We start from the raw sequence: 23053 nt of genomic DNA on the forward strand, positions 1-23053 counted from the left end.
ATACAGCGGTAAGGTAGTGCAAATGTTTTGGCCGCTTACCATGAAAATACCGAATAACTATCCACCGACCTTTGCCCTGAGGTTGGCCACCAATTTTTGGGTAGCCTCGTTGGGAGTTAAAGCGTGTGCGCGTTCTGCCCATTTCAGGGCATCATTCAAAGCCGGATCATCCTGGGACAGTGTTTTGAAATTAGCATCTGAAACCTGATACAAACGCGATGCAATCTCAGCCGAATGCTGCTTTTGCAATCGTTTTGCCTCCTCAGAAAAGCCTGGAATTGATGTACTGTCACGTTCACCAGAGATAAATGGTTCCATGAGTTCGTTATAGAGCTCCAGGTTTCTTATGGTTATATCCTCATCTTTAACAGCCATTAATTTTTGTGCAATGGACTGGCTCACCCGCTTGAGATTTTCTCTATCCTTTGTTTCGGTAAAATAAAGCAGCTTAATGAGGTTTGCCGTATTCATCTGCTCTGTTGTGACTGAAGATAATATGATCTCCATTTGCTTAATGATTTTGTACTGATCTTCGAGTCTTTTTTCTTTTCTAGCTATCCCAAACTCATTGCTGAACAGGCTAAACAAGCGCGCAGAGACGTCTTTCTTTTGTAATTCGGTCAGCCTTGGTAATCCAGAAAGCACATGATCAACAGCAGCAGACTGGCGGGCACCAATATTTTTGCCTAAAAATACAATCTCTTCATTTCTGCTAAGTTGATCTTTAGGTACAAATTTCAAATAAGTATTAAGCATATCGGCATTGGGCAACTTCATTTCCGTACGCTTAGTGATATAGGCTTTCAAGAAGTCCTGCCGGCGCTCTCCATTTAAAAAGCGTTGTTCAAGTTTAGCCAGACTTCCAGAATCATTGTTGTGAACTGAAGCCTCCCTTCCGAGCTCAATAAAATCTTTGGTTAACATAAAATCGAGTCCTCTGAAAATGACATGACCAGTTTCATCGGTAAAGATCCAGGTGGGATATGCCCGAACGCCGAATGTTTTTGCCAGCAACACTCCCTCTCCTTTTCTGCATTTACTTTGATATTTATAAATAGCTTATTGTAAAGCGCGCCAACATTTTTATCCGGAAAAATCTCAACGTCCATACGCTTACAAGGCACGCACCAATCGGTATAAAAATCAATAAAAACGAGTTTCTGCTGATTTTTGGCCTCATTTTGCGCATCTTTCCAAGTTCCTTTGAAAAAAATCACCCCACCTGATTCTGTTTGTGCATGGGATATCGTGCTATAGATCACACTTAATACCAAAGAAAGTATAATAAGTTTTTTCATCGCTATGTTACGTAGGATACTAAGTTAGCGACCAGGAATGAGATTGGCAAATCCTCCAAACAGGACACAAACACGCCGCCTATCGAAGTCCACATCATGGAAAATGATACTGATGCCGGGGGTATTGGAGAGCCTGGGCTTCCCGCGTTCGCGCCGGCATTGACAGAGTCCATATTTGACCTTACTGGCAAGCGCATCAGAAAGTTACCATTTGACCAGCTTGCCTGCCTTGTAAACTGCATTTATTTTCCTTTTATTTTTGATGTCTTTGGTCGGATCGGCATTGAGGATGATGAAATCAGCCAATTTACCTTTACTGACCGTACCCAGATTTGCCTCCATGCCGATTACTTTTGCGGAGTTCCTTGTTGCTACACTTATCGCCTGTAGTGATTTCCGGTATACTATGCAGGAATATCGCTTGGGGAATATCCAAACTGTTTTTTGAAAGCATAGGAGAAATGAGACAGATTTTCAAACCCCACCTCAAAATACACTTCGATGGGTTTGCGGCCTTTTCTTTTTAGCTCGTGATGGGCAAGATCCAGACGTTTCGATGTCAACCATCGTTGTGGCGTAGTACCAAAGGCTTTTTTAAAATCCTTTTTAAAAGTCGTAAGACTTCGTCCGGTCAGGTAACAAAACTTATCCAGGGTAAGATTGAACATATAATTTTTCTGCATAAAATCCATTAAATTCAATTTACCAGGATGATTGAAATTACCCAGTAAATTGTCGGTCCCCGGGTCAACATTCCTCAACACCGATATTGCTTCTTCAATCTTGATCGAAACAATCTCATCAGGAAGTTCACTGGTGAGTTCCAGATAAGGGATTAGCGAAGAAAAGAAACTTTCAAACAATAAATTTGCACTATAGATCCTGAGCTGCGGATCATAGCTACCCTTGGCATTATATTCGTTTTTAGCATAGAATCGCTGTAATTGATCTGCGCTAATGTAGAGCAGAACCGAGCGGTAAGGACGGTCATCTTTAGGACATTTGGTTACCGTCGTCAGCGTGTTGCGAGGAAAAAGCACAATATCGCCGGCATTAAAAAAATGGGGTTTGTCCGCCTGTACCACACGCATTTCTCCAGAAAGGATTTTGACCAGGGCATGCTGCTCGATCAGTACTTCCTTTTGAAAGAATTTTTCTTCTATGCAGGCCAGTACTATTTCGCCATTTCCAGAACTATCATTTGCCGCCATATATAATATTAAACAAATTTAGAAAAAAATCAGGGTAGTCTGAACATCGCCTACCCTAAACATGATGAATCCTTAGACTGATCTTAATTAATCGATATGAAAGCTAAGTCCAATCAGGTTTTCACTTAAAGTCCAAAGCTTTTCAGCACTTTGCTTATCAACAGCATAAGGCATTACCCCTTTGGGCAGATCCATAGAAGTCAGCTCGGTTACATGTTCATCATTGTGGTGCAAAACTGCCACCTCGGTATCTTCGCAGTATAGGCCACCTAAGCCATCTAATTTTGGACTTGTTGCACACCATACTGTTGTGGAGGCACCCTGCTCTATGGTTTTCATGCCCATATCAGGGTTTAGAATCGTTTTTCCTTCCGCATCATAAACGCCAATATTGATCAGCTGCTCAGTGGTAAGATGACGCTTCAGGTCGGTTTCAACAATCGCGCCCGGATGTAAAGAGAAAGACCTCACCCCGTCCGATTTACCCCGGTAATCCAGTTCCAGCGTAAAAAGAATATTTGCTGTTTTAGATTGTCCGTAACCCTGCAAAGTTTCGAATTCGCGTTGCAAAAAATGAGGGTCATCGAATATCACCGGTGAGAAGCGGTGTCCCCATGAAGAAACGTTTACAACCCTTGCACCATCGGCCTTTTTCAAAGCAGGCCACAACAAAGCAGTCAATTGGAAGTGTCCAAGATGGTTTGTTGAAAATTGCGATTCATAACCCCGGGCATCACGCTGTAAAGGCACCCACATGATTCCTGCATTATTGATCAGCAAGTGTACTGGCCTGCCGGAGCTGAGAAACTTTTGAGCAAAACCATTAATAGAATCCGGATTCATTAGATCCATGTATTCCGTCTCAATATTCTCAATTCCGCTTAGCGCTAAAGCAGCTTTCTCTGCATTTCGGGCAGGAACGATTACTGTAGCACCGGCATTAGCGAGGCTTTTAGCCGTTTCCAGACCTATACCTGCATACCCGCCAGTTACGATTGCTACTTTCCCATTTAAGTTTATTCCTTTAATCACCTCTGCAGCAGTTGAGGCTGCACCAAAGCCTGAGCCAATTGGTGCCTGTTTTGATTCCTTGTTTTCCATGATATAAATTTTATACTGCAAATCTATAGCGCGGGAAAGAAATCGATTTTGTTTAAAAGGCGTTTCTACTTTGCTTAAACGGCTAACTCTATTTCAAAATAACACTGCTACAGAGGTGTCACCATCCAGGATTTACCCAGTGCTTACCCAGTGCTTACCCAGTGCTCACCCAGTGGTTACCCAGTTACAAATTGGGTAAGCAGTGCGGAAGAAATGGGTAGTTACACTTTAACCTCTTGGGAAGTATACCAGAATCTTTCTGTTGTTATAGACTCTAGATCATAGAAGGTCTTTTAGGTGATAGTGGATTCAGATAGGTGGAAATAATTGAAAAATAAGGATTAGTCCCTGCCATTCATAGGAACGTAGTCGCCAGAGAGGCAGATGAAAAAAGATCAGAATAGTAGCTATGTTCCATTTTGCATAATTTTTACGCAAAAACCCAATAGATCACACTCCTCTCCTTGGTTTTTTGTTCCTTTTTCCCCACCAGATTAAAAAGCCGGAAATGGGAAGTGAGGCACAAATCAGCGAAGCTGCAAAAGCCAGGAGCTGAGTTCCCAAACCGTAAAGCCGCCCGGTGTGAATGCCAAGATTTGAATTTCGCCACTTCATTCCGAGTGTCTTTTTTGAATGCGGCAAGGCGTCGATAAACCTTCCAGTCCTCCCATCATAAAAATAATAACTTACCCCTCTCCAACCGTCGTGATTAGACTTAATGCTAACGAACGACATCGAGACCTTATTTTGATCATTTGGGATTCCAATACCGACATCAATCCAATCGCCTTTGAGCCGTTTTAATAAATCGTAGTGAATCAGGTCAAGTTTATTTAGCGTTGAATCGCTGGCGTTTATTACCGGAAGTGTCCTGGTAAAACCAGCCTTCCCTTTATCCCCTAACATCCGGTAGATTCCTGTCTCCCACCATTTAAATGACCATACCAATCCGGTAATCGCGATCAAAATCGCTATCGGGAGTACATAAAACCCCAATGAATTATGCAGATCATAATTTACGCGCTTCCATTTAGCATTCCATTTTATGGTGATGCTTTTTTTGAATTGCTTATAATTTTTGGGTAGCCATAAAATAAAACCGGTGATGAGCATTAAAAGAAAAAGCAATATACTTGAACCCACAATCAAGCTACCCACAGGTTTGACAAAAAGCAATTGCCGGTGCATCTGCTCTACTACGTTAAAGAATTCATAACGCATATCGATTACAGCCAACACCTTTCCAGTATATTGGTTAACGTACACTTCATCCAGATACTCAAACTGACTAAAGTACGATAGGTTAATTTTCTCTTTTTCATTCACCTTAAACCCTGAAAAGACGTAAGCCTTATCCTCACCGGAAATCTTGACATTCGTCAGGATTTTATTTTTATCAAGGGCATGCTGCGCATTCGCCATAAGCTCAGAAACCGGCCTTGCTTGGCCGGTCTTGGTAACGTATACAATGTCCTTGTGTACCAAATCAAATATTTCTTCATTGAAGACATAAATGCAGCCGGTAACCGAAACAATAAATACGATGAGTCCGGTAACCAACCCCACCCAAAGGTGGAGCCAGCCCGTTATTTTCTTAAATCTGGTTTTTGCCATTAGATGGAATATCCGATTGTTAACATATAATTTTCAGGCTGCCCAGGGAAAAGGCGAAGATAATCATAGCCCCCAACCCAGTGTTTTTTGTTGCCAATATTGTTGGCATTAAGCTGCAATTGAAGCTTGCCTATGTTATAAAAAAGTCCGGCATTAAATAATATATAAGAAGGAATTGTAATCTGATCTACAGGGCTAAACCTCGCATCATAGATCAGGTTACGTTTGTCCATATAATTTACACCCAGCGCAACGCCAAAGCCTTTTACAGCACCATCAGTAAAGGTGTACCGGGTCCATAGATTTGCCGTATTTTTTGGGGAATTCGGTTTCTGTATTCCAACCTCCCCGGCTGTTCCGCTTTCCAGAATTTTAGCCCGGTTGTAAGAATAAGATGCGATAACATTCCAGTTTGGCATTATCTTACCAATAACGTCGAGTTCAAATCCTCTGGATTGTTCATCACCAATCTGCCTTAATAAATCGACCACACCCGGTGTTGCATAAAGTGCGCCGGTTTGTTTGATCTGATAAACAGCTGCGCTAATGCTCAACTGATCCCTGAACCAGCTTGTTTTGGCACCAAACTCTACCATATTACTTTTTAAAGGATCAAAAGGTCCGCCGGCATTAGGATTTGCTATGGTTGAGGAAGTTTGGGGATTGTAGCCTTCCACGTAACTTCCATAAATATTAACATTAGGCGTAACCGAATATACGGCACCTAAACGGGGCAACCAGGCATGTGAATTTGTTTTGGCCTCAGTTTGCGTTTTGTAATTGGCAAAATCTGTATAATATTCGTAACGGAGCCCCAGTAATACCTGTAGTGCACCGATTTTTAGCTGATCCTGAACATAACCTGAGTTTAAATAATAATATGTTGGCGCGACTACGGACTGGGCAAAGAAAAGTTTGCTGTCATCCTGCATTCTTTGTGAAGATAACGGATCATTGAGGTTAAAATGCGGTACGTTTGGCACCGGATTACCTGCGGCATCCAATAGGTACCGGCTACGGTTTGCAGGTACATAAGTAGCGATAGAACCATTGTTTGCGGCGTTGCGATACCCATTCGCCGTTAACTGAGATCCACCCAATGGCGTAACCTCACTACCGAAGTCATATCCTGCCACAATTTTATGCTCAAAAGCACCGGTTTTGGGTGTGTAATTGATATAGCCCGAAAAGTTATCAATGAAACGTTTACGCTTTCTGATCTGTACAATCATCCCTGCCAGATTATTAATTGATGCTCCTGTGCCATCTACAGCATAAGCGTTGGAAGTCCGGTGCTCGTTTAAATCTTCCGAATATCCGGTTTTAAGATATGATGCATTGAGACTTAATGCGTCATTAATCTTGTGCGTAATGGATACGGTAGCATTGTAAGTTAATTCATTTAGATAATCATTTGTGGTATTAAGGGAAAGTGACTGCGGTGTGGAGTTCAGATCAAAACTCCCGAATATAGGCTGTCCCCTATCTAACCTACTCTTTGAATCTGTATACACCAGATCAAAGTTAATCCTGGTTTTTTCTGAAGGAACAAAGGTTAGGGATGGTGCGATAACGATGTTTTTATCAAACATCAGATCTCTGAATGTTTCCGCATTTTCATAACCTACATTCAAACGGTATAATAGTGTGCTGTCTTTGGTTGCCGGACCGGTAAAATCTGCAAGCCCGCGGAATGTATTGAAGCTTCCCAGCGTCATGCTTACCGATCTCCTGGTCTCATCAAGTGGTTTTTTAGTTACACGGTTCACCACCCCACCAGGACTTGCGTTTCCGAAAAGTGCTGAAGATGGCCCCTTTAAAATCTCAATCCGCTCAAGATAATTCGCTAATGACTGTTTCCAGAACCCAGTGCTTGTCCTTAGCCCATTTAATAATTGTGTGTTGGATTGACCATTAACACGAAAGCCCCTGATCGTTAAATCATCATAAAAACTGAATTGATTTACGCCACTGAAATTTTTTACCACTTCGCCTACCCTCATCAATCCCTGGTCGGCTATAAGTTCCTTACTGGCATAGGATACTGATTGCGGAATATCCTTTAATTCGTTTTCAATTTTACCGATAAAGGTTGCTTTAGTTTTGTAAGCTTTTTCCTTTCGACCAGTAATTTCTACTTGCTGGAGGTCGGAATCTGATTCTTGTAAAACAACATCTTCATTCGCATCAGCATTTAAATCAAGTGTTCTACTAACGCCCTTAAAACCGATAAATAGAAAATGTACAGTAATTTTTCCATTATTTACCTTCAACTTGTAATAACCTTTGCTATTTGTTGAAGTAATCAGGTTAGTCCCTTCGACGTTTATCGTAGCACCCGGAAGAGGCTTGCCAAGTCTATCTCGTACAAACCCTTGAAGGGTTAGTGATTTTTGAGCATTCGCCTGATAAGGCAATGTTAATAACAAGATAGCGCATAACACTATCAGGCTAAATCGGATCTTCATGAATATTGTGCCTGGTTTATTTAGAATTATTATGAATAATAGCGCAAAAATATAACAACTTCGATCAGAAACAAAATTATTTAAAATTAATCTTAATAAAACAAGCGTGTATCAAGGAATGGATAAATTGGATTGATCAAAAAAATAGCAGGAAATAGTTAAGATTAAATAATTTTCAGAAATGATTATGAATGAAGGATAAGTGATCGGGCACTGATTGAGTTGCAACGTATTGCTAGATATTGACCCGACTTAAAAAACAAAACCTCTTAAATTTATCATTTAGAGGGTTTTTGATACGATTAGTATCTGTAAGTGTCGGGATGGCAGGATGACATTTTATTTTATAACCTACACATTAACAACTATTTATAACACTCTTGAAATTCTTGGTTACTAATTGGTTGCTCTAATTTTTTCTATTTTTTTTAACCCAAATTTGGTTTAAATTATGATTTTCAAAAGCGAAAAAAACGCTGTTTTTATTAACTTAAAAATATCAAAATTTTGCATGAAAAACAAATCGCGATCATGCTTCGTTGTGTATCTATTTTTAAGTAAGCTAAAAAAGTAGAAAGTAGTTAAAATATGTTTTTTCAGATAAAGCAATGTTTTCGCACCACTGTAACAAATTCAAAAATAAGGTGATTTTCAGTCGTTTAAATCAAATTTACTTTGGTAAGAGAGTATAAAACAAGCTACATTTCTTCTAGCATATCAATGATATACAAATCGTGCAACTTGATTAGGAATTGCCTAAACATGCAATGATTTAGGTTGCTGATTATAGCAATGCAATAACTAGAAAGATTATATTGATCTAATTAACCGGCTGGACGCCAGGAAATTCAATCCCCAACTCTGTGCATAATCTGCGTATTTTTCTGCGATAACTACTTTTAGCGCTCATTAAATTTTTGCTACCTTCTACAGGGATAATTCTGTGGTCACTATGGCTTGGCCGATCTTGTCTTTCGGATGAAGCCGCTTCAAATCTTAAAAGACTTAGTGGATCCTCGACAGGACTTATTTCCCCGTCTTCATCAAAGATTGTTCTATGTTCTGGCTTATTGAAAGTCTCTTGTTTATGTTTGAGATCGTCGAGCATTTTTTTTAAGCTGATCTGCTCACTTAAATAATCCAGGTCGTAAATGTCCTTAAAAGCTCCCCTATTTGCGGCCGTCATCAATTTTAGTACACCTATATCTCTAGTGGTTGCAAGGCGGGCACCATTTATTTCCTCACAATCGTCAAGGAAATTAGTATTTTGAAGTATTTCCACCTTGATATTAAGCGTACCCGTCTTTATCCAGCATCTACTGAAAATGAACTGGTCGTCTTTAGCGCAAGGATAATGGTATCTGCTAAGTCGATCCCCGAAATGTTCTCGAAGTTGTTTTTCAACCTCGTTATATCCAGACTTACCAACTATCCCCGAAAAGAAAAGGTCAATATCTACGGATTCCCTATGATTAAAACGTATGGCCAAGTTTGTACCACCTCCTAAATAAGCATTTTTTAAGCTTGGAAGTGCTTGAAGTTCGATGATGGTTTCCAGAAGCGAATCCGAAATCGCAGGCATTAATATCTTGAGAAGTGTTTTACATGATAACGACGTGCTACCAATGTACACACCGAATTACTAATACGTTCTTTGGTTGTTCGAAGCTCTGATACAATTTCAGATCGATTGTAAAGTTGCTCCAAAAGGGTAATATCTTCGTCGAATGTATCCTCAGTTGTTGCAAAAAGAGCCCTTGGAATAATAAAGTCCTTATCCTCAACTACATCAAGAGTAGAAACATTAACATCCCAGAAAAGATGTTCTGGAAGGAATTCAGATATGTTGACTGCCGGCCTCATTTACACAAAGATAAATAATAACAATTAATTTAATGATATAAAAATTATAAATTAATGTAATAATTAATTATCTATAAGCAAATTATGTGCCTAAGTTAATTCTTACTCCAAACTCCTATTGTATGCATTTACCAAGAGACTGGTTTCCAATATCTAAAAAACTGGAAAATTTTGTCTAAGCAATCAGCTCATCATCCAGAAAATGTATTGTTTCACCATATTTAAGAATAACATCTTCAATCCTCGAAGGATTAAATGTAAAATCGTTAAGCAGCCCATTCTTGAAGCTTTCAGACCATAAATTAGTTGGAAATTGGATCTTGAAAGACTCCAATGCAATATTAAACCTAATCAGGTAATCAGTAAGCACGGCAAAACTAATCGTTATACTTTACAAACAGATGTTTAACCCATTTTTTGATATCATGAGGATAAGCAAAAAGGACATCGTTACTGGCTTTAACTAAAGTTTTACCAAAAAAGAAATTATCAAAATCGGACATGAAGGACTTAGAAATCCTTTCTATAGATACAAGATCCTTAACAAAGGATAGTTCCTGCAAAGCAATCAGATCTGGTCATATACGTCCTGGAATCCATAGTATTTTTAAGTTTTAACCTATAAGAATTGTGCTATTATATAGAATAAAAATAAGAAAAAAGATCTTAATAAAGATACAATTTTTTATTAAGATATTCTATCATTCGCTTATGATGGTGATACTTATATTAGCTATAATCTCACTGAATATACCGATAGTGGTTATGGAATGAGTAGTATAATTAGAGATTTAATTACCGTTATTAAGAGAATCATTCCGAAGGTTGATGATAAGAGAAATAGTGGTCAAAATCCATTGACCAATAAAGGTTGCATCAATGATGCAATAGCAATATTTTTTTTTTTATGAGCTAAAGAAAATAAGGCATTTTTCCTCACTATAAACAAGGATTGAAGAATACTATTTGTTCGACAACAACAGCGAAATATCCTGATAGCTGTAATACATTAACCCACCAATCCTAGTAAATCTAATAATACCATTTCTTCTGTAGGTACTCAATGTTCCTTTTGAGATCGATAAAAGCTGGCAAACCTCATAACTTTTCAACCACTGTTTATTCACAGAAACTTTCTGGCCATGAAACCTAATCCTATTCAATTCTGCAAAAATCTCTTCCTTTAATTTTTCAATATCCGCTTTGGTCACTATTTGTGAAATATCCATATCATCTTAGTTTTAAATTTTATATTAAATTAAACCGAAATCATCAGACCTAAAATTATTGAACCGAATTGAACTGGATTGAGCCCAAAATGAACCTATTGTAATCTCGTAGTATGCGTGCGACTGTCAGCCTGTCATAGTTCTTTCAAGCGAAATTTGATACAATCTCAAAAATTTTTGCGAATTTGTTAATTATTTGCTTAAACAACTTTAAATCAAAAACTAAGATCACCTTATTTCAATGATAAATAAAAGTGATTTCAGCTGATTTTGACTACAAACTGCCTTCTGAACAGTTGAGTGTTTGCAGAACACGAGGCTTACGGCCGTCCAGTGGACGGCCGGACTTGAACCTCATTCAAATTGCTATTGGTTGCATTCGATGATCCGAAATATCCATGAAAAACCCCCTGTTAAATAATATCCCATCTTTGAACATTTTCCATAGTAAAGAAGCGCCAATATTGGCAAGGCCTGAATTAACAAAAAGGTCTTGCCTTTCCAAAGCCTCTGCTAATGAGCAGCTGGGCGTGTTATCCTTGTCTTCTGATTCGCTTAATAGTGCAGGGTAATCTTCCACCCATGATGGCAATTTAGCTACTGCTGTGAATTTCTCGGATTTCGGCTGTGCAATTTCCCCTATTGTTGATAAGAGTACCTGTCCCGTATCTTTGCTATTTCCAAAATCAAGCAAATATAGATTGCTGTCCCGTTGTGCACTTTTACGGTCATCAGCATGTAGCAAGGCTTCAATATTTACACGGGATTTAACCGTATCTACACAGGCAACTGTGATATTCGCCATCCTATTTCCACTAGGATTCTTAGTGTTTTGTTCGAATTTTTCGGGTACAGCTTTCCAATTCGTTCCAAAAAACCTGTTGATGCGGTTAATCAGTACCACGGCTTTATTTAGGCCAATTTCATGTGAGGTAAACAGTTGCCTGGCGAGGTTAGCCTGTTGCACCAGGTCATCATCAAATACATTGACCTGCAAACCTGCATGACCAAGCGTAATTAACGCCTGATTGATTCGGGCAAGGGCAGTCAGCATTTGACTCCCTGTGCCACCTGCACCAATCAGATTTACTGAAACGGGGTTGGTCGGATTGATTAAATACGGGTAAACAATATGCGCCCTTTTCTTTGCTTCGTTCATCAGATGATATCTTTTAATAATTTCGGAAATCTTTTTAACTGCTTTTTCGGAAAGGGATTCTCCGTACCGATCTGCTGTTGCCAAAGCTGAACGATATTTCCCTTCACAGGCGATATATCTTGCAGCAAATGACTAAATGCTGATCCGAAGTATAGCTTTTGCCATTGAGAGATAAAACTGTCTATATCAACATTTAATGAAAAGTTTATATTCACATTACCCATGCAAACCCTGCCATCTGTGGATAGATTAAAAAATGGTGCTTGATAAAGTGTGGATTCCATAATTGGCCGATCATTATTCGCCAAAGCCCAAAGAGACAAACCGCTTTTTGATGCTTTCCAAAGTAAAGGCGGCAAATAAGCTTCTCCATCTGAAATCCCCAAATCGCTTTTAAAAATGAGATGGCTTTTCATCTCGGGCGTATACCAAATGGCGTAACCATCTATGCTCCTGTCCACGTATAAAACCTGATCAGACAATAAACCTGTCGAGCAAAGAAAATCACTCGAATTTTCCTGCTTAGATAGCAGGGATTCAGATAAGGCTTTACTCTCCCTTTGTGACAGGGGGTGTGCATTGATGGGTTTCCCTAAGGCATCCATATCATAGGATTCCACATACAGATCATCCTTTTCGTTCTGATAAAATACCAATGCTTTAAATGGCGTATAGCTTTGTGAAAATAGGTCAGTGATGTCTTTCATGTGCGAAATCGTATAGGTTATCGGATAATTCGTTCAGCAGATCAAAGAACTCCTGCTCAAAGCTAAGATCATGAGAGATTTTGCATTGGGGCAGATCAAAAAGCTGCATACTCATCGGCTCATCGATCTCATTATATTCCTGTAAATCACTGTTGACCATTTCCATCAACTGATCGTACAAACAATCTTCTGCGCTCCAGATAAAAGAAAGGTAATGTTCAGCGGTAATTTTGCACTCCCTATCATTGCCGTTAAGGTCTTCTTCAATGCTATCCATAATGGAACGGCACGGAAAATCTTCGATCAGTTTGTTGACACGGAAGGCAATGGCTTTCAATGTAACCTCTGCTGTGGTTTTTGGATGAAACTCGGTGAATCGGACACCCAATAAATTTAATTGCTCTTGATCACTTAAAACTTGAAGTAAGTTATCTGATTCACTTTCTATTAACGCAATGTGATTCATTACATGCTGCTGCTCTGCTGCATCTTCACAAAATTCTTCATCAGTATACCAATCATAGATCATCTGATACACATAGTACATATAACTGCTGTTTTCTCCAAAATAGGGAATGCCAACAACCTGATAAAAATAGCATAATACTGAAAGCAATAGTTCGGCTGTTTGCTTTCGCTCCTCTTGCTGCTTCAATAAATACAGCGGTTCTATAGGCAGATAGTAAAGCGTTGTTTTGGTATTAAAAACTTTTGTGATGGCCAAAGTTGGCAATTCAACTTCATTAGAAATTACCAATACTTCAGCATCGTTATCTATGACAGAAATTTCCTGCTGTAAATCTTCAACTAACTTGGCCACATTCTGAGGATATGCCAAATGCTTATAATCCAACAATGCTACATCGTAAAGATCACAAAGGTTTCGGGCAGCGGAGAAGATACGCTCCGTTACCCTAATTGATGAATTGATTTCTTTTGCATAACCATTAACCAAAGGCGCAAAAGAGTGGTTTAAAAAACCATTTTCACTATGGATGGTGGTGCACTTTGATACCTTTCGTTTCTTACTGTCGAAAGATCGGCTCTTTGGTTTAAAGACTGAACGAACTGTCCTAACTTTTGATGCAGTCGCCACGTTTTGCTGTAAGCTTTGATGCTGATACATTTTGCTTTCCCTTTCATGATTAGCCCTTTGTTCCAAGAGTGGTTAAAAATTTATATTCTATTTCATCCCCCTTAATTTCGGGGCCTTCGATTTTAGCGGTGGTCAGGATGGGATAAGTACCCGAATAAAAATTCATGACCTCCTCAGGAGACATCTTGCTCGATGGATCAGATAATCTGACTTCGCTATCTTTATCCTTAAAGATAAATACCCTTGGTAATATACTTGCTGTCAACATGATAATGGTTTTGAGTGCTACAATAAGGTTAATTGTTTCATTTTCCATTCCAAATCAGTCCTCAGCTTTTCGATATCCGCTTTTTTATCGGGATAATCTTCTACACTTGGAATAATCGCAACGGCTTCTGCATACTTACACATTGCATTTAGGGAATTGATTTCTTTAAGGACATCCTCAAACTTTGGCTTATTCGGAGCAGCCCCCAAAGGCTTTGTTTTATCAGCATTCGCAGTTTGTCTTTCGGCTTTGGGTTTGGCTACCAATTTTGCCTTAGCTTCTTCCAACTCCTTGTGATAAGCGGAACTATTAGCGAAAAGGGATTTCGTCTCGGCTACAGGCTGCGTTAATCCATCAAGGATTCCCTCGTCAATATCCTGCGCTGAACCCTTAAAAACCATAGGTGGCAATTGGCTTTTTTGATTTTCCCCATCCTGCGACTTTAGTAAAACCGAAACAATCAAATCATTGTCGGCTGTAAAGTTTACGTTGATTACCCATGCGCCCGCACTTTGCAGACGCTGTAAGGCTTGAAAAAAATTGGTTCTCATGATTTTTGCTTGATTAAATAAGTTCCCCTTCGTTTCGAGGTGCGCACCTGGTAGCCGTTATTTGCAATGATACTTTTAATAATGTGTTCGGCGTGTCTGATGCGCACGGCATCCCCTGCTGAAATATTAAGCAGGTCAAGGTTTGAAAAAAAGCGCAACGATCTGGCGATTTCCTGTAAAGCTTTTCTTTCTGTGGTTTCGGCTAATATACTCATGGCATTTTATTTATGGGGCGGAATTACCGCCCCTGTGAATTAATTGAACTGAAAAGAAATGTGGTCATTTTTACCGAGTTCTAAACAAAGATCAAAGGCAACCTGTCCCCTCTGCTTTGCTATCCCCTCGATGATGGATTTGAATTTGGCTTCGTTATCCCTGAATTTGCGCACGTTCTGAAAGTAACCAGTAACCGCATTGTAAGCCCCAAACAAAGTACCTTTGGTGGTATCAAGCAACTGCGAGGCATCCTGCATAGCGTAGGCAAATACATCATCCACCATGTTTTTATACACGCTCGAGGTTTCATCTAGTGTACCATTGCGCAGCTTGTCTAATACCTCCTTATTTGGTGCCATTGCCAATTGCACGAGTTTTTTGACCTCGTCATCACTGATGCGCACCTTAGCCCAGTGGTTAAAAATCTGCTCCACCTCATCCCCGATCCTGCCCGAAATACCCATCAGCGTGTGTGCTTGTTTCAATCTTTCCCCTGCACCCGAAGAATGGCGAATACGAATCGAGTTAGTTGAAGAACGCAAAGCAGCATTTAAGGTATTGTTGCATACAATCCGTACAGGCGTAAAAGCAGCTGTAATTGAACCAAAACCATCATGCGAAGTCGTTAAAAAAAGATACTGTTCAATCAGATCATCTTTCCCTACCCTAATGTATGAGGGAAGTTTAGCCGTGATAAAAATCCGCTCCCCCTTACCAAGTGCGCCTGCTGTTTCATACAGAATACCTTCACCACCGCCAACAATGCTATCGAAAAAAGCAAAAGCATCACGGTTTTGTACCACACCGTAATCCTTTCCCACTACCCCCAAAACCGTGTCCGAATCCGTGCGCACCGTGGCGAAATAATTGGAAACAGGAATATCAGAAGATGCACCAAATAAAATCGCATCGGGATCAGGCTCATTCATCAAGCGCAGGTTTTCACTATCCACCGTAAACAGCGGACGTTTCTCCACCGAATAATCAAGCCCCGCAAATTGCAGCGCTTCCGCTGCCTTTGGGTAGTCCTCCACAATAGTTCCCAATCCATGCCAGGCTTTCTCCCGTACCGAGAAAAAACTATGTCTGTCTATTTTTTGGTTATAAGCTAAGTTGTGTGCCATAATCTTATCGTCTAAAAGTTAAAGAATGAATCAAAAAATTAAAATGGCAGATCATCATCAATGCCCTCAAAAGTCGAATCCACCTTCACTAAGGGAATGGTTTCCTCTTCCTTAGCCACTACATTTGGCATCTCCCAATTACGGGCAGCAGCACCCAATAACTTAACTTCCGAAGTGTGAAAAGTCAGCGACGCTTTCGCCTCATTATTTCCACTTATGTAAGCATTCACACCGATACGCCCGTAAAGCTGAACCCATCCGCCCTTTTTCAGATACTCCGCAATACCCGTATTCAACCAATACGAACAATCAATAAAAGTGGTGATCTTCTTTTGTTCCCCACCCGAGCGAAAAGTATCATTGATCGCAATCGAAAAGCCTACAACCTTTCTGTCTCCGCTAACTGTTCTGACCACTGCATCAGCAGTCAATCTTCCTGTGATTTCCATCGTTTAAAAAATTAAGTGTTACATTTTTTTATTTCCTTTCCCTTTTCCCAAAAAAAAATCTTTTCAAAAGAAAAAACGGAAAAAAAGAAAGTCCGGAAATACGGATGCGTAGCAAGCGGAGAACTATAAGTCCCGAAGGGTTATGCGGCGAAGCCGGCATCATTATGCGTTCGCAGCGAGCGGAACGTCCGAGATTCACGGCCTTTTTATCCGTTTCGTTGAAAAGTGATATGCGTTATTGCGCCAACCAACCTTGAATCCAATCAAAGCTCATTTTCCAATCTGAAATAAATTCAAGGAAAAAAAAGAGGCTTAGCCAACTGCACACATGCGTCTGCCCAGTTCCAGTGCCGCCAGAATCGCAGATGATTTGGCAGGTCCAATTCCTGTAAATTTAGCCAGGCTTTTGTGATCCTGTCCAGCCAGCAAATCCAATCTGCCACCGACAGCCTTTAGGATCACACCACAAAGCGCAACAGCGCTTTGATTCGGTCTTCCTGATCCAATGAGCATCGCCATTAATTCCACATCAATGAGCGCGTCCGTTCCGTGAGCAATGAACTTCTCACGGGGACGCATATCAGGATCCCATGATTTAATCCCCTTTCCGCAATTAACTATTTTTTGTCTACAGGAATATTCTGCTCCATCCAATTGCAAATGGGCAGCAGAATGAAATAATGAAGAAAACGCAGAAACCAGAAAGTGAAAGTCTTCTTCAAAGACCACCACATTAGACCTGCGATAACCTCCATTCAGCAGTTTATCGCTTCGGGTGATACAGATATAGCTGCTATCGTTAATAGCCCGTTTAAAATCAATGAAATAATTACGGTTTCCTGAAGAAAAATTCTCAGTAGTAAGATTTGGGTTTTTCATGTCTATCATTTTTGGTACACACAAAATTGTAGATTTGATTTATGGCTAATCGGTTGTATATTAGACTATCCGATCTGATCGGATAAAAAAAGAATAGCGAGAATCCTAAATTTTAATGAAGATGCAACAACTCAGAGAGAGCCAAAGACTCTGCAGTTATCAGTACTGCGGCAATACATTCGAAGGAAGAAGTGATAAAATGTTTTGCAGCGATCAATGCAGAAATCGTGCAAGGCGGGATCAGTTAAAAGAGGAAAGGTGGAACGCGCCGATATTCTACAGCAAGATCAATGAAATCCTTCAAACAAACCATAGGATACTCCAAGAGTTATATACAAAAAAAGGTGATTCAACAGTTGTAACTGATTTCTTGCTTCGAAACGGCGGTTTCAACTTTGAGTTTATCACAAGGACACTCATCACCTCTAAAGGCATATACAGATTCTGCTTTGACTACGGTTGGCTGGAGTTGGAGAATGGAAAAATCCTAATTGTCAAGAATGAAAAAATGATTTTGATCTAGTTAGTCGCAATCACTTTATATATTTATGGGAATGATATCTTACGCGACTTAAATATTTCTATTTTATTAAAAATAACCAATATAACGACTTAATCATTAAGGATAACTAGATATGTATCAGCCGGATGTGTGGAGAACTATGTATCCAAAATTTCAGGTAATTTCCCTAACTATGCTTTTATTTACACTTTAGCACTAAATTATGGCCTCAACAGTTAATGCAGCATTTGATGAATTTATGCGAACTCAAGTTAGATTAGACCCTGACAGGAATGATATCGCTAAAAGAAGTAAAGCAAACCTTGTAAATGAGATACAAAAATTCCCTAATGACGGAAAGTTTTTGCTTCTACATCCTGATTTACCTAACATAGATTATGGCTCTTTTTCCCGTAAAACTAAAACAAGACCTTTAGACGATATTGATTTAATGATTGTTCTCCATGCTCGGGGTAACTGGCGCAACCAAAATTTAACAGGCGGCTATACAATTCACGTCCCTCAGGATGCAGATAAGCAAAGGGCTTTGTGCAACGATGGTACAGACACTCTCAATTCCATCAAAGTAATTAACAAATTCAAAGAATATCTGAGTAAGGTTCCTTCCTATAAAAACGCAGAGATAAAACGAAACCAAGAGGCGGTAACTTTGGAGCTAGGTTATGAATGGGTTTATGATATCGTACCTTGTTTCATTACAAGTCCAGAAAACGGAAATGATTTTTTTCTGATACCAGATGGAAATGGTAAGTGGAAGCCTACTGATCCAAGGATTGATAAAGAACGAACAACAAGGATTAATGGGAAGCAGGATATTTCCGTTCTTGATGTGGTTAGGATCATGAAGTATTGGACTAAACGTCGCACCGCCCACACCATGGGATCATATTTCCTAGAATGCCTCATTCTGCATTACTATGATACTTACGGGATAACGAGCAGCAAATACATTGATCTAGAACTCCCAAAAATATTTGCTCATGTATATCACCAAATTGACAATCCACTAAATGACCCAAAAGGTTTCCAAGGCAATTTGAATACACTCTCTTGGGATGAACGCAAATCAATAAAAGATCGTGCTGAATTAGACTTTAATCGTGCAACCGAAGCAAGGCAGTTAGAAACCGACGGAAAGCAGAAAGAATCAATAGCTAAATGGCGTGAAATATTTGGTTCGGACTTTCCGTATTATTCGATTTAAAATCGGGCTATATGAACGACATAAAAACAAGGCAGGAACTTCCTGAGAATATGCGTTTGCTAAAAGCGCAACGAGTGATCTATGCTGATGCCAAGAAGGTATATCGATTACAGCTGACCATAACGATAGTCGTCGTTATATTTTTGAACTTTATCAAATTATTAGCTAAAAACTTTTGGCAGGAGGATCTAACTGCATGGGTTGGTTTGATATCATTAAGTATAACATTATTTGATTTATTGTTTTTGTCGGGTTATCTTTCCAAAGCTAAAACTAACGGTGCTAAGGTACAGGAACTTTTTGATTGCAGTTTGTATGGCATGGAATGGAATGAAACAAATAGTGGAGAAAAACCAGAAAGTTCAATGATAGCAGATGCCGAGGAGAAGTACATATTTAACCCTAAAGCAGCTTTGACTAATTGGTATCATATAGAATTAGAAGGACTGGACCATGAGCATGCAGTGCTTAGATGCCAAGAAACAAACCTTGAATACGACCGTAAACTGAGATATCACTTCAAAAATGACTGTACGATTATCTGTTTGGTTGTCGTTGTCGGCTCATTTCTACTAGCAACTATGATTGATATAACTTTACGAAGTTATCTAATCAATTTTATTATGCCATCACTGCCACTGATCGTGATATTGATCAAACTGATAATGGATAATCAAAAGGCAGCAAAATCTTTAGATGATGTACGTAAAGCTGCTAGAAAAATTCGTCTATCCAATTCAATACCAACCATGGCACAATTACGTCAAGTCCAAGATAAACTCTATTGCAGTAGAAAAGACAATACGTTAGTTCCTGAAAATTACTATCAGTACAGAAGACCTAAATTAGAGCAATCGACAAAGAATAATGCAGGTACTTAAATGTATAAAAAACGATTTCAGCAAGCATTTTTTCGGTTTCTGCATTATTAGACTTTTTCGCGAATAGAAGAAATAATGACTGTGATATAATGACATATTTCATTTTTTTCAATAAATATTGCACTCAGATACCAAGCAATTCAATATCACGATAAAAACAATCATGCCCCAGCCCGGATTCGGACTGGGGCATGATTCCCAAAACAGCAATCTTGATTGATTACTTTGTATTTTTCTTTTCAGTCACCTCAGCTCTGATTTCCTGAGCCAGGTTTTTCAGGTCTTGCATACCTTTACGAACTCGTGTTCCGGCAGCGGCATTCCCTGCATTGTAAAATTTTTCGGCATCACCCTCTACTGAAGCCACAAGCTCTTTTATTTGTGCAAATTTTTCCATGATAAATATATATTTAAGTCGCAAATATATCAGATTACCGCAAATCCACAAAAATCCAGGCGTAACAAAGCAGGGGGCAAATGCCCCCTGCTAAGCCTCACCAAAACTAAATTTATTACAAAGACTATCTGCCTCTGCCCTTTTTTGCTTCCATCGCCACCTCTGGCTCCTGAAGCACCGCCTCACTGGCTACTTCTTTTTGATCCACAGCCTTACTGTAAACCGACTTCATCCCTGCATCATAAAAATCCAGGGTTTTAAACTGTGGATTAGCCGATACAAAACCTTTTGTTTCCCTGCCATCTTTAGAAAAAGATACTTCATGAACATTCCCCCGCTGCAAAGACTTCATTAACTGATCCTTAAAACCAGGCTTTTCCAAGTCTGAGATCATAAAACGATCAATCGTTGCTGACAAGTCAAAACCATACTTCTCGCCAAAGTTTTTCATGGCAAATTTACCATCCACCTTCTCCGCAAAATCAAGCTTTAGCCATAGATTGGCTTTTTCACCACTTTTCAACACCACATCCTTGTTAACAGCACGGCCGGAAAGTAAATTGAAGGACTCTTTGGCTGTAACGCCTTTTCCCTTATTGATGTAAAAGACCTGTGAGACAGGATCCATCCCACCAGCCTTTTGCAAAGTTGCTTCAAAGTTGTTAAAGAAATACATATCCGTTTCCTTACTTTTTGAAAAATTCAATGCGTAAGACATCTTATCGGCCAATTCCGGCTTATCCTTGTTCACCGGATCAGCCATCGCAATGGATGTTTCCATTTTAAATTCAGGCAAAGCCTTTCCAATGGAATCTTTCAAGGCAGCATTCATCTGCTCCCCAAATCCCAGGTATTTCAGATTATTCTGCAAATACCCTACATTCTCTTCATTCATAGATTAAAGATTTAAGATTAAAAAAATAAGATTTATTAATTGTGATTGTATTTAGCGACCAAAGCGGAGCTGATCCAAAAAACTATCAGCGCAGAAAGGTCTTTTCATCCTGGAATAGTCCCGAAAGCCAGTAGCCTGCTTAAAACGGGAAAGGCTGAAGCCCTCGATGGAAAAAACATAGGAACGGCCACGGAAACTACATTCCAGACGCTCTCCCCTCAAATGAAAACGAACTGTGAAACCTTTTAACGCCACACAGATTTTCACAGCACGCAGAATATCCAACAGTTCCCTACCAAACAGTAACTTGATTTTCCTTCCGAAACAAAATTCCGGAATAGCATGAGGTAGCCGGCAATTCAATCCAAACACCATCCAGCAGTATTGATCCAGATCAGCTAACTTTCCGTCCTGTAACGCAGCGAAAGCAAGAGCCTCCATAGCTGATGAACAGATATATAATGTGCTAACTGCAAATAAACCAGGTGAATTGTACCAGATTCCAGAGGATATGGCTAGCTGATGTTTACCCTCATGTAAACATTCAGATATGCCGTCAGAGAACGCAAAATGCAGTATTCCATTGATATCCCACTCGTAAGCACCTTTAAAGTATCGATCTAAAACTTCGTTGATAGCCCCATTCTTTTCAGAGATCAAAAGATTACCTCGAGAATCCAGACCTTCCATAACTTCGCTGCTGTTCATTTTTCCCGGAGATCGCTTCAGCTGAATCCACCTTTTCCACCAGCTGCACGTGAGCACCTGCCTCCGGCTTTTCAAAGCGTTCCAGTGCCTTCGCATACGTTTTGCCAAGCGCCTTTTCCTGTAAAGCCTCCCCTTGTTTATCAATCAAAGCATTTAAGCCCTGATAAAGCAGGTAAGAGATCCCGCCATCCATCAAAACAGAAACTACCAACGCCACACGGTTACTCCTGAATCCTTCAGGAGCGGTCCCCCTGGCCTGAAGCATCGCGCCATCAGGCATTTCAATCTGTCGGCCCGCTAAATAACGATCTTTTTGATAAGGCGTTAAGGGCTGCCCGTTGATCTCGAGTGGTGCCTGGATCTTGGAAGTATCCGTGATCACAAATTCCCTGGTATTCCAGTCATACTCAATGAGCATGTCCCGCATCATTCCTCCACGCTCCAGGGATTTAACGACATTCCCCTTTAAGCCGGTCAGCAATTGATCCGCCTCATTTGAACTAATAAATGAAGGGGTTATCGCCTGCTTATAAACCGGATGGATCAATAAATTCGGATGACCTAAGCTATCCCTGGTAATCGAAAGCTTTACATCCATTTCCTTGATCTCTACACCGGACCTGGTGATATTTTCCAGCCTCAGCAGGTTAGTCCTGGATCCCGATAGCAGGGCGTGAACATCCCTTCGATCCAGCGAGATCTCATCTCCCCTGGCCAGACCGATCTCCCGTAACTGATCCATAGGGAGATCTTTCTCATTTAAAATTTTCCCGTACATATGATAAAAATTTAATGTTTAAGATTATTGTTTAATGTGCTCAGAAAGCTGAGCGGATTGACAGAACGTCCTTGATAATTTACCCCAAAATGAAGATGCGGTCCGGTGACGCGGCCCGACTGCCCGCTAATCGCAACCGAATCTCCGGCAAGAACCTGCTGACCAGAAACCACAAGCAACAAGGAAAGGTGGCCATAGGTCAATCGGAAATCACCGCTTTGAACCTGAACATAGTTTCCAATCACCAGACCAAAACCAGTTTTTACCACCCAGCCATCAAGAACTGAAAATACCGGTTCATAATACGCCCGAAGATCAATACCATAATGAAACTTTCTGTGCTCCCGCGTTACCGGATGGGTTCTGGACCCAAAAGCCGAAGTCAATACAAAAGATTTCAAGGGAAAAGACATTACACTACGCTAGTTACTATT

Annotated in this window: 27 protein-coding genes; 3 read left to right on the top strand and 24 right to left on the bottom strand. The window is 40.0% G+C overall.

The window, feature by feature from the left end; genetic code table 11:
- Positions 1 to 57: 57 nt before the first annotated feature.
- The 19 genes from R2Q80_RS10905 to R2Q80_RS10995 form a co-directional block, all read right to left on the bottom strand.
- Positions 58 to 924 carry a hypothetical protein gene (locus tag R2Q80_RS10905; protein WP_316799633.1) on the bottom strand — a complete coding sequence of 289 codons (867 nt, stop codon included), beginning with the start codon at positions 922 to 924 and terminating at the stop codon, positions 58 to 60.
- Positions 918 to 1298 (bottom strand): thioredoxin family protein, encoded by a 381-nt coding sequence (locus tag R2Q80_RS10910; RefSeq protein WP_316799634.1) that lies wholly within the window; start codon positions 1296 to 1298, stop codon positions 918 to 920. Before R2Q80_RS10910 ends, R2Q80_RS10905 begins: the two co-directional genes overlap by 7 nt.
- 204 nt (positions 1299 to 1502) lie before the next feature.
- Positions 1503 to 1640 carry a hypothetical protein gene (locus R2Q80_RS10915; protein ID WP_316799635.1) on the bottom strand — a complete coding sequence of 46 codons (138 nt, stop codon included), beginning with the start codon at positions 1638 to 1640 and terminating at the stop codon, positions 1503 to 1505.
- Between the two features lie 62 nt (positions 1641 to 1702).
- Positions 1703 to 2509 carry an AraC family transcriptional regulator gene (locus R2Q80_RS10920; RefSeq protein ID WP_316799636.1) on the bottom strand — a complete coding sequence of 269 codons (807 nt, stop codon included), beginning with the start codon at positions 2507 to 2509 and terminating at the stop codon, positions 1703 to 1705.
- Between the two features lie 87 nt (positions 2510 to 2596).
- On the bottom strand, positions 2597 to 3610 hold the full coding sequence (locus tag R2Q80_RS10925; protein WP_316799637.1) for an SDR family NAD(P)-dependent oxidoreductase: 1014 nt from the start codon (positions 3608 to 3610) through the stop codon (positions 2597 to 2599).
- Between the two features lie 450 nt (positions 3611 to 4060).
- On the bottom strand, positions 4061 to 5224 hold the full coding sequence (locus tag R2Q80_RS10930) for a PepSY-associated TM helix domain-containing protein (RefSeq protein ID WP_316799638.1): 1164 nt from the start codon (positions 5222 to 5224) through the stop codon (positions 4061 to 4063).
- A complete protein-coding gene (locus R2Q80_RS10935) occupies positions 5224 to 7692 on the bottom strand; it encodes a TonB-dependent receptor (RefSeq protein WP_316799639.1) in 2469 nt (822 codons plus the stop codon). The genes R2Q80_RS10930 and R2Q80_RS10935 overlap by 1 nt, the downstream gene beginning before the upstream one ends.
- Positions 7693 to 8512: 820 nt before the next feature.
- Entirely contained in the window at positions 8513 to 9274 is a 762-nt protein-coding gene (locus R2Q80_RS10940; protein WP_316799640.1) for a nucleotidyl transferase AbiEii/AbiGii toxin family protein, read from the bottom strand.
- Positions 9274 to 9555, bottom strand: coding sequence for a DUF6922 domain-containing protein (locus R2Q80_RS10945; RefSeq protein ID WP_316799641.1), 282 nt, complete (start codon positions 9553 to 9555; stop codon positions 9274 to 9276). Before R2Q80_RS10945 ends, R2Q80_RS10940 begins: the two co-directional genes overlap by 1 nt.
- 962 nt (positions 9556 to 10517) lie before the next feature.
- Positions 10518 to 10784, bottom strand: coding sequence for a helix-turn-helix domain-containing protein (locus tag R2Q80_RS10950; protein WP_316799642.1), 267 nt, complete (start codon positions 10782 to 10784; stop codon positions 10518 to 10520).
- Positions 10785 to 11142: 358 nt separating this feature from the next.
- The gene (locus R2Q80_RS10955) at positions 11143 to 11943 is read right to left on the bottom strand and encodes a PRTRC system ThiF family protein (RefSeq protein ID WP_316799643.1); all 801 of its coding nucleotides are present in this window, start codon (positions 11941 to 11943) and stop codon (positions 11143 to 11145) included.
- A complete protein-coding gene (locus R2Q80_RS10960) occupies positions 11943 to 12650 on the bottom strand; it encodes a PRTRC system protein B (RefSeq protein WP_316799644.1) in 708 nt (235 codons plus the stop codon). The genes R2Q80_RS10955 and R2Q80_RS10960 overlap by 1 nt, the downstream gene beginning before the upstream one ends.
- Positions 12634 to 13812, bottom strand: coding sequence for a hypothetical protein (locus R2Q80_RS10965; protein ID WP_316799645.1), 1179 nt, complete (start codon positions 13810 to 13812; stop codon positions 12634 to 12636). Before R2Q80_RS10965 ends, R2Q80_RS10960 begins: the two co-directional genes overlap by 17 nt.
- Positions 13796 to 14014 carry a PRTRC system protein C gene (locus tag R2Q80_RS10970; protein WP_316799646.1) on the bottom strand — a complete coding sequence of 73 codons (219 nt, stop codon included), beginning with the start codon at positions 14012 to 14014 and terminating at the stop codon, positions 13796 to 13798. Before R2Q80_RS10970 ends, R2Q80_RS10965 begins: the two co-directional genes overlap by 17 nt.
- 17 nt (positions 14015 to 14031) lie before the next feature.
- Positions 14032 to 14565, bottom strand: coding sequence for a PRTRC system protein E (locus R2Q80_RS10975; protein ID WP_316799647.1), 534 nt, complete (start codon positions 14563 to 14565; stop codon positions 14032 to 14034).
- Entirely contained in the window at positions 14562 to 14780 is a 219-nt protein-coding gene (locus R2Q80_RS10980) for a hypothetical protein (protein ID WP_316799648.1), read from the bottom strand. The genes R2Q80_RS10975 and R2Q80_RS10980 overlap by 4 nt, the downstream gene beginning before the upstream one ends.
- 39 nt (positions 14781 to 14819) lie before the next feature.
- Complete coding sequence (locus R2Q80_RS10985; protein WP_316799649.1) at positions 14820 to 15905, bottom strand: DUF932 domain-containing protein; 1086 nt, start codon at positions 15903 to 15905, stop codon at positions 14820 to 14822.
- 38 nt (positions 15906 to 15943) lie between these two features.
- The gene (locus R2Q80_RS10990; protein ID WP_316799650.1) at positions 15944 to 16354 is read right to left on the bottom strand and encodes a single-stranded DNA-binding protein; all 411 of its coding nucleotides are present in this window, start codon (positions 16352 to 16354) and stop codon (positions 15944 to 15946) included.
- Positions 16355 to 16666: 312 nt separating this feature from the next.
- Positions 16667 to 17233, bottom strand: a complete 567-nt coding sequence (locus R2Q80_RS10995; RefSeq protein WP_316799651.1) for a UPF0758 domain-containing protein — start codon at positions 17231 to 17233, stop codon at positions 16667 to 16669.
- A 121-nt stretch (positions 17234 to 17354) separates the two neighbouring features.
- Here R2Q80_RS10995 and R2Q80_RS11000 point away from each other — a divergent pair, with 121 nt between their 5' ends.
- The 3 genes from R2Q80_RS11000 to R2Q80_RS11010 all read left to right on the top strand — a co-directional run bounded on the left by R2Q80_RS11000 (position 17355) and on the right by R2Q80_RS11010 (position 19841).
- A complete protein-coding gene (locus tag R2Q80_RS11000) occupies positions 17355 to 17756 on the top strand; it encodes a hypothetical protein (RefSeq protein WP_316799652.1) in 402 nt (133 codons plus the stop codon).
- 202 nt (positions 17757 to 17958) lie between these two features.
- Positions 17959 to 18960 carry a hypothetical protein gene (locus R2Q80_RS11005; protein ID WP_316799653.1) on the top strand — a complete coding sequence of 334 codons (1002 nt, stop codon included), beginning with the start codon at positions 17959 to 17961 and terminating at the stop codon, positions 18958 to 18960.
- Between the two features lie 11 nt (positions 18961 to 18971).
- Positions 18972 to 19841 (top strand): S-4TM family putative pore-forming effector, encoded by an 870-nt coding sequence (locus tag R2Q80_RS11010; RefSeq protein ID WP_316799654.1) that lies wholly within the window; start codon positions 18972 to 18974, stop codon positions 19839 to 19841.
- Between the two features lie 220 nt (positions 19842 to 20061).
- On the opposite strand, the gene R2Q80_RS11015 is transcribed toward R2Q80_RS11010, so the two are convergent.
- The 5 genes from R2Q80_RS11015 to R2Q80_RS11035 all read right to left on the bottom strand — a co-directional run bounded on the left by R2Q80_RS11015 (position 20062) and on the right by R2Q80_RS11035 (position 23032).
- On the bottom strand, positions 20062 to 20238 hold the full coding sequence (locus R2Q80_RS11015; RefSeq protein ID WP_316799655.1) for a histone H1: 177 nt from the start codon (positions 20236 to 20238) through the stop codon (positions 20062 to 20064).
- A 124-nt stretch (positions 20239 to 20362) separates the two neighbouring features.
- Entirely contained in the window at positions 20363 to 21133 is a 771-nt protein-coding gene (locus tag R2Q80_RS11020) for a hypothetical protein (RefSeq protein WP_316799656.1), read from the bottom strand.
- A gap of 51 nt (positions 21134 to 21184) precedes the next feature.
- Complete coding sequence (locus tag R2Q80_RS11025; protein ID WP_316799657.1) at positions 21185 to 21841, bottom strand: hypothetical protein; 657 nt, start codon at positions 21839 to 21841, stop codon at positions 21185 to 21187.
- A complete protein-coding gene (locus R2Q80_RS11030) occupies positions 21798 to 22619 on the bottom strand; it encodes a DUF4099 domain-containing protein (RefSeq protein WP_316799658.1) in 822 nt (273 codons plus the stop codon). The genes R2Q80_RS11025 and R2Q80_RS11030 overlap by 44 nt, the downstream gene beginning before the upstream one ends.
- 11 nt (positions 22620 to 22630) lie before the next feature.
- On the bottom strand, positions 22631 to 23032 hold the full coding sequence (locus R2Q80_RS11035) for a M23 family metallopeptidase (RefSeq protein ID WP_316799659.1): 402 nt from the start codon (positions 23030 to 23032) through the stop codon (positions 22631 to 22633).
- Positions 23033 to 23053: the final 21 nt, after the last annotated feature.

This window comes from Pedobacter frigidisoli, from assembly GCF_032678525.1.
GTDB lineage: Bacteria > Bacteroidota > Bacteroidia > Sphingobacteriales > Sphingobacteriaceae > Pedobacter > Pedobacter frigidisoli_A.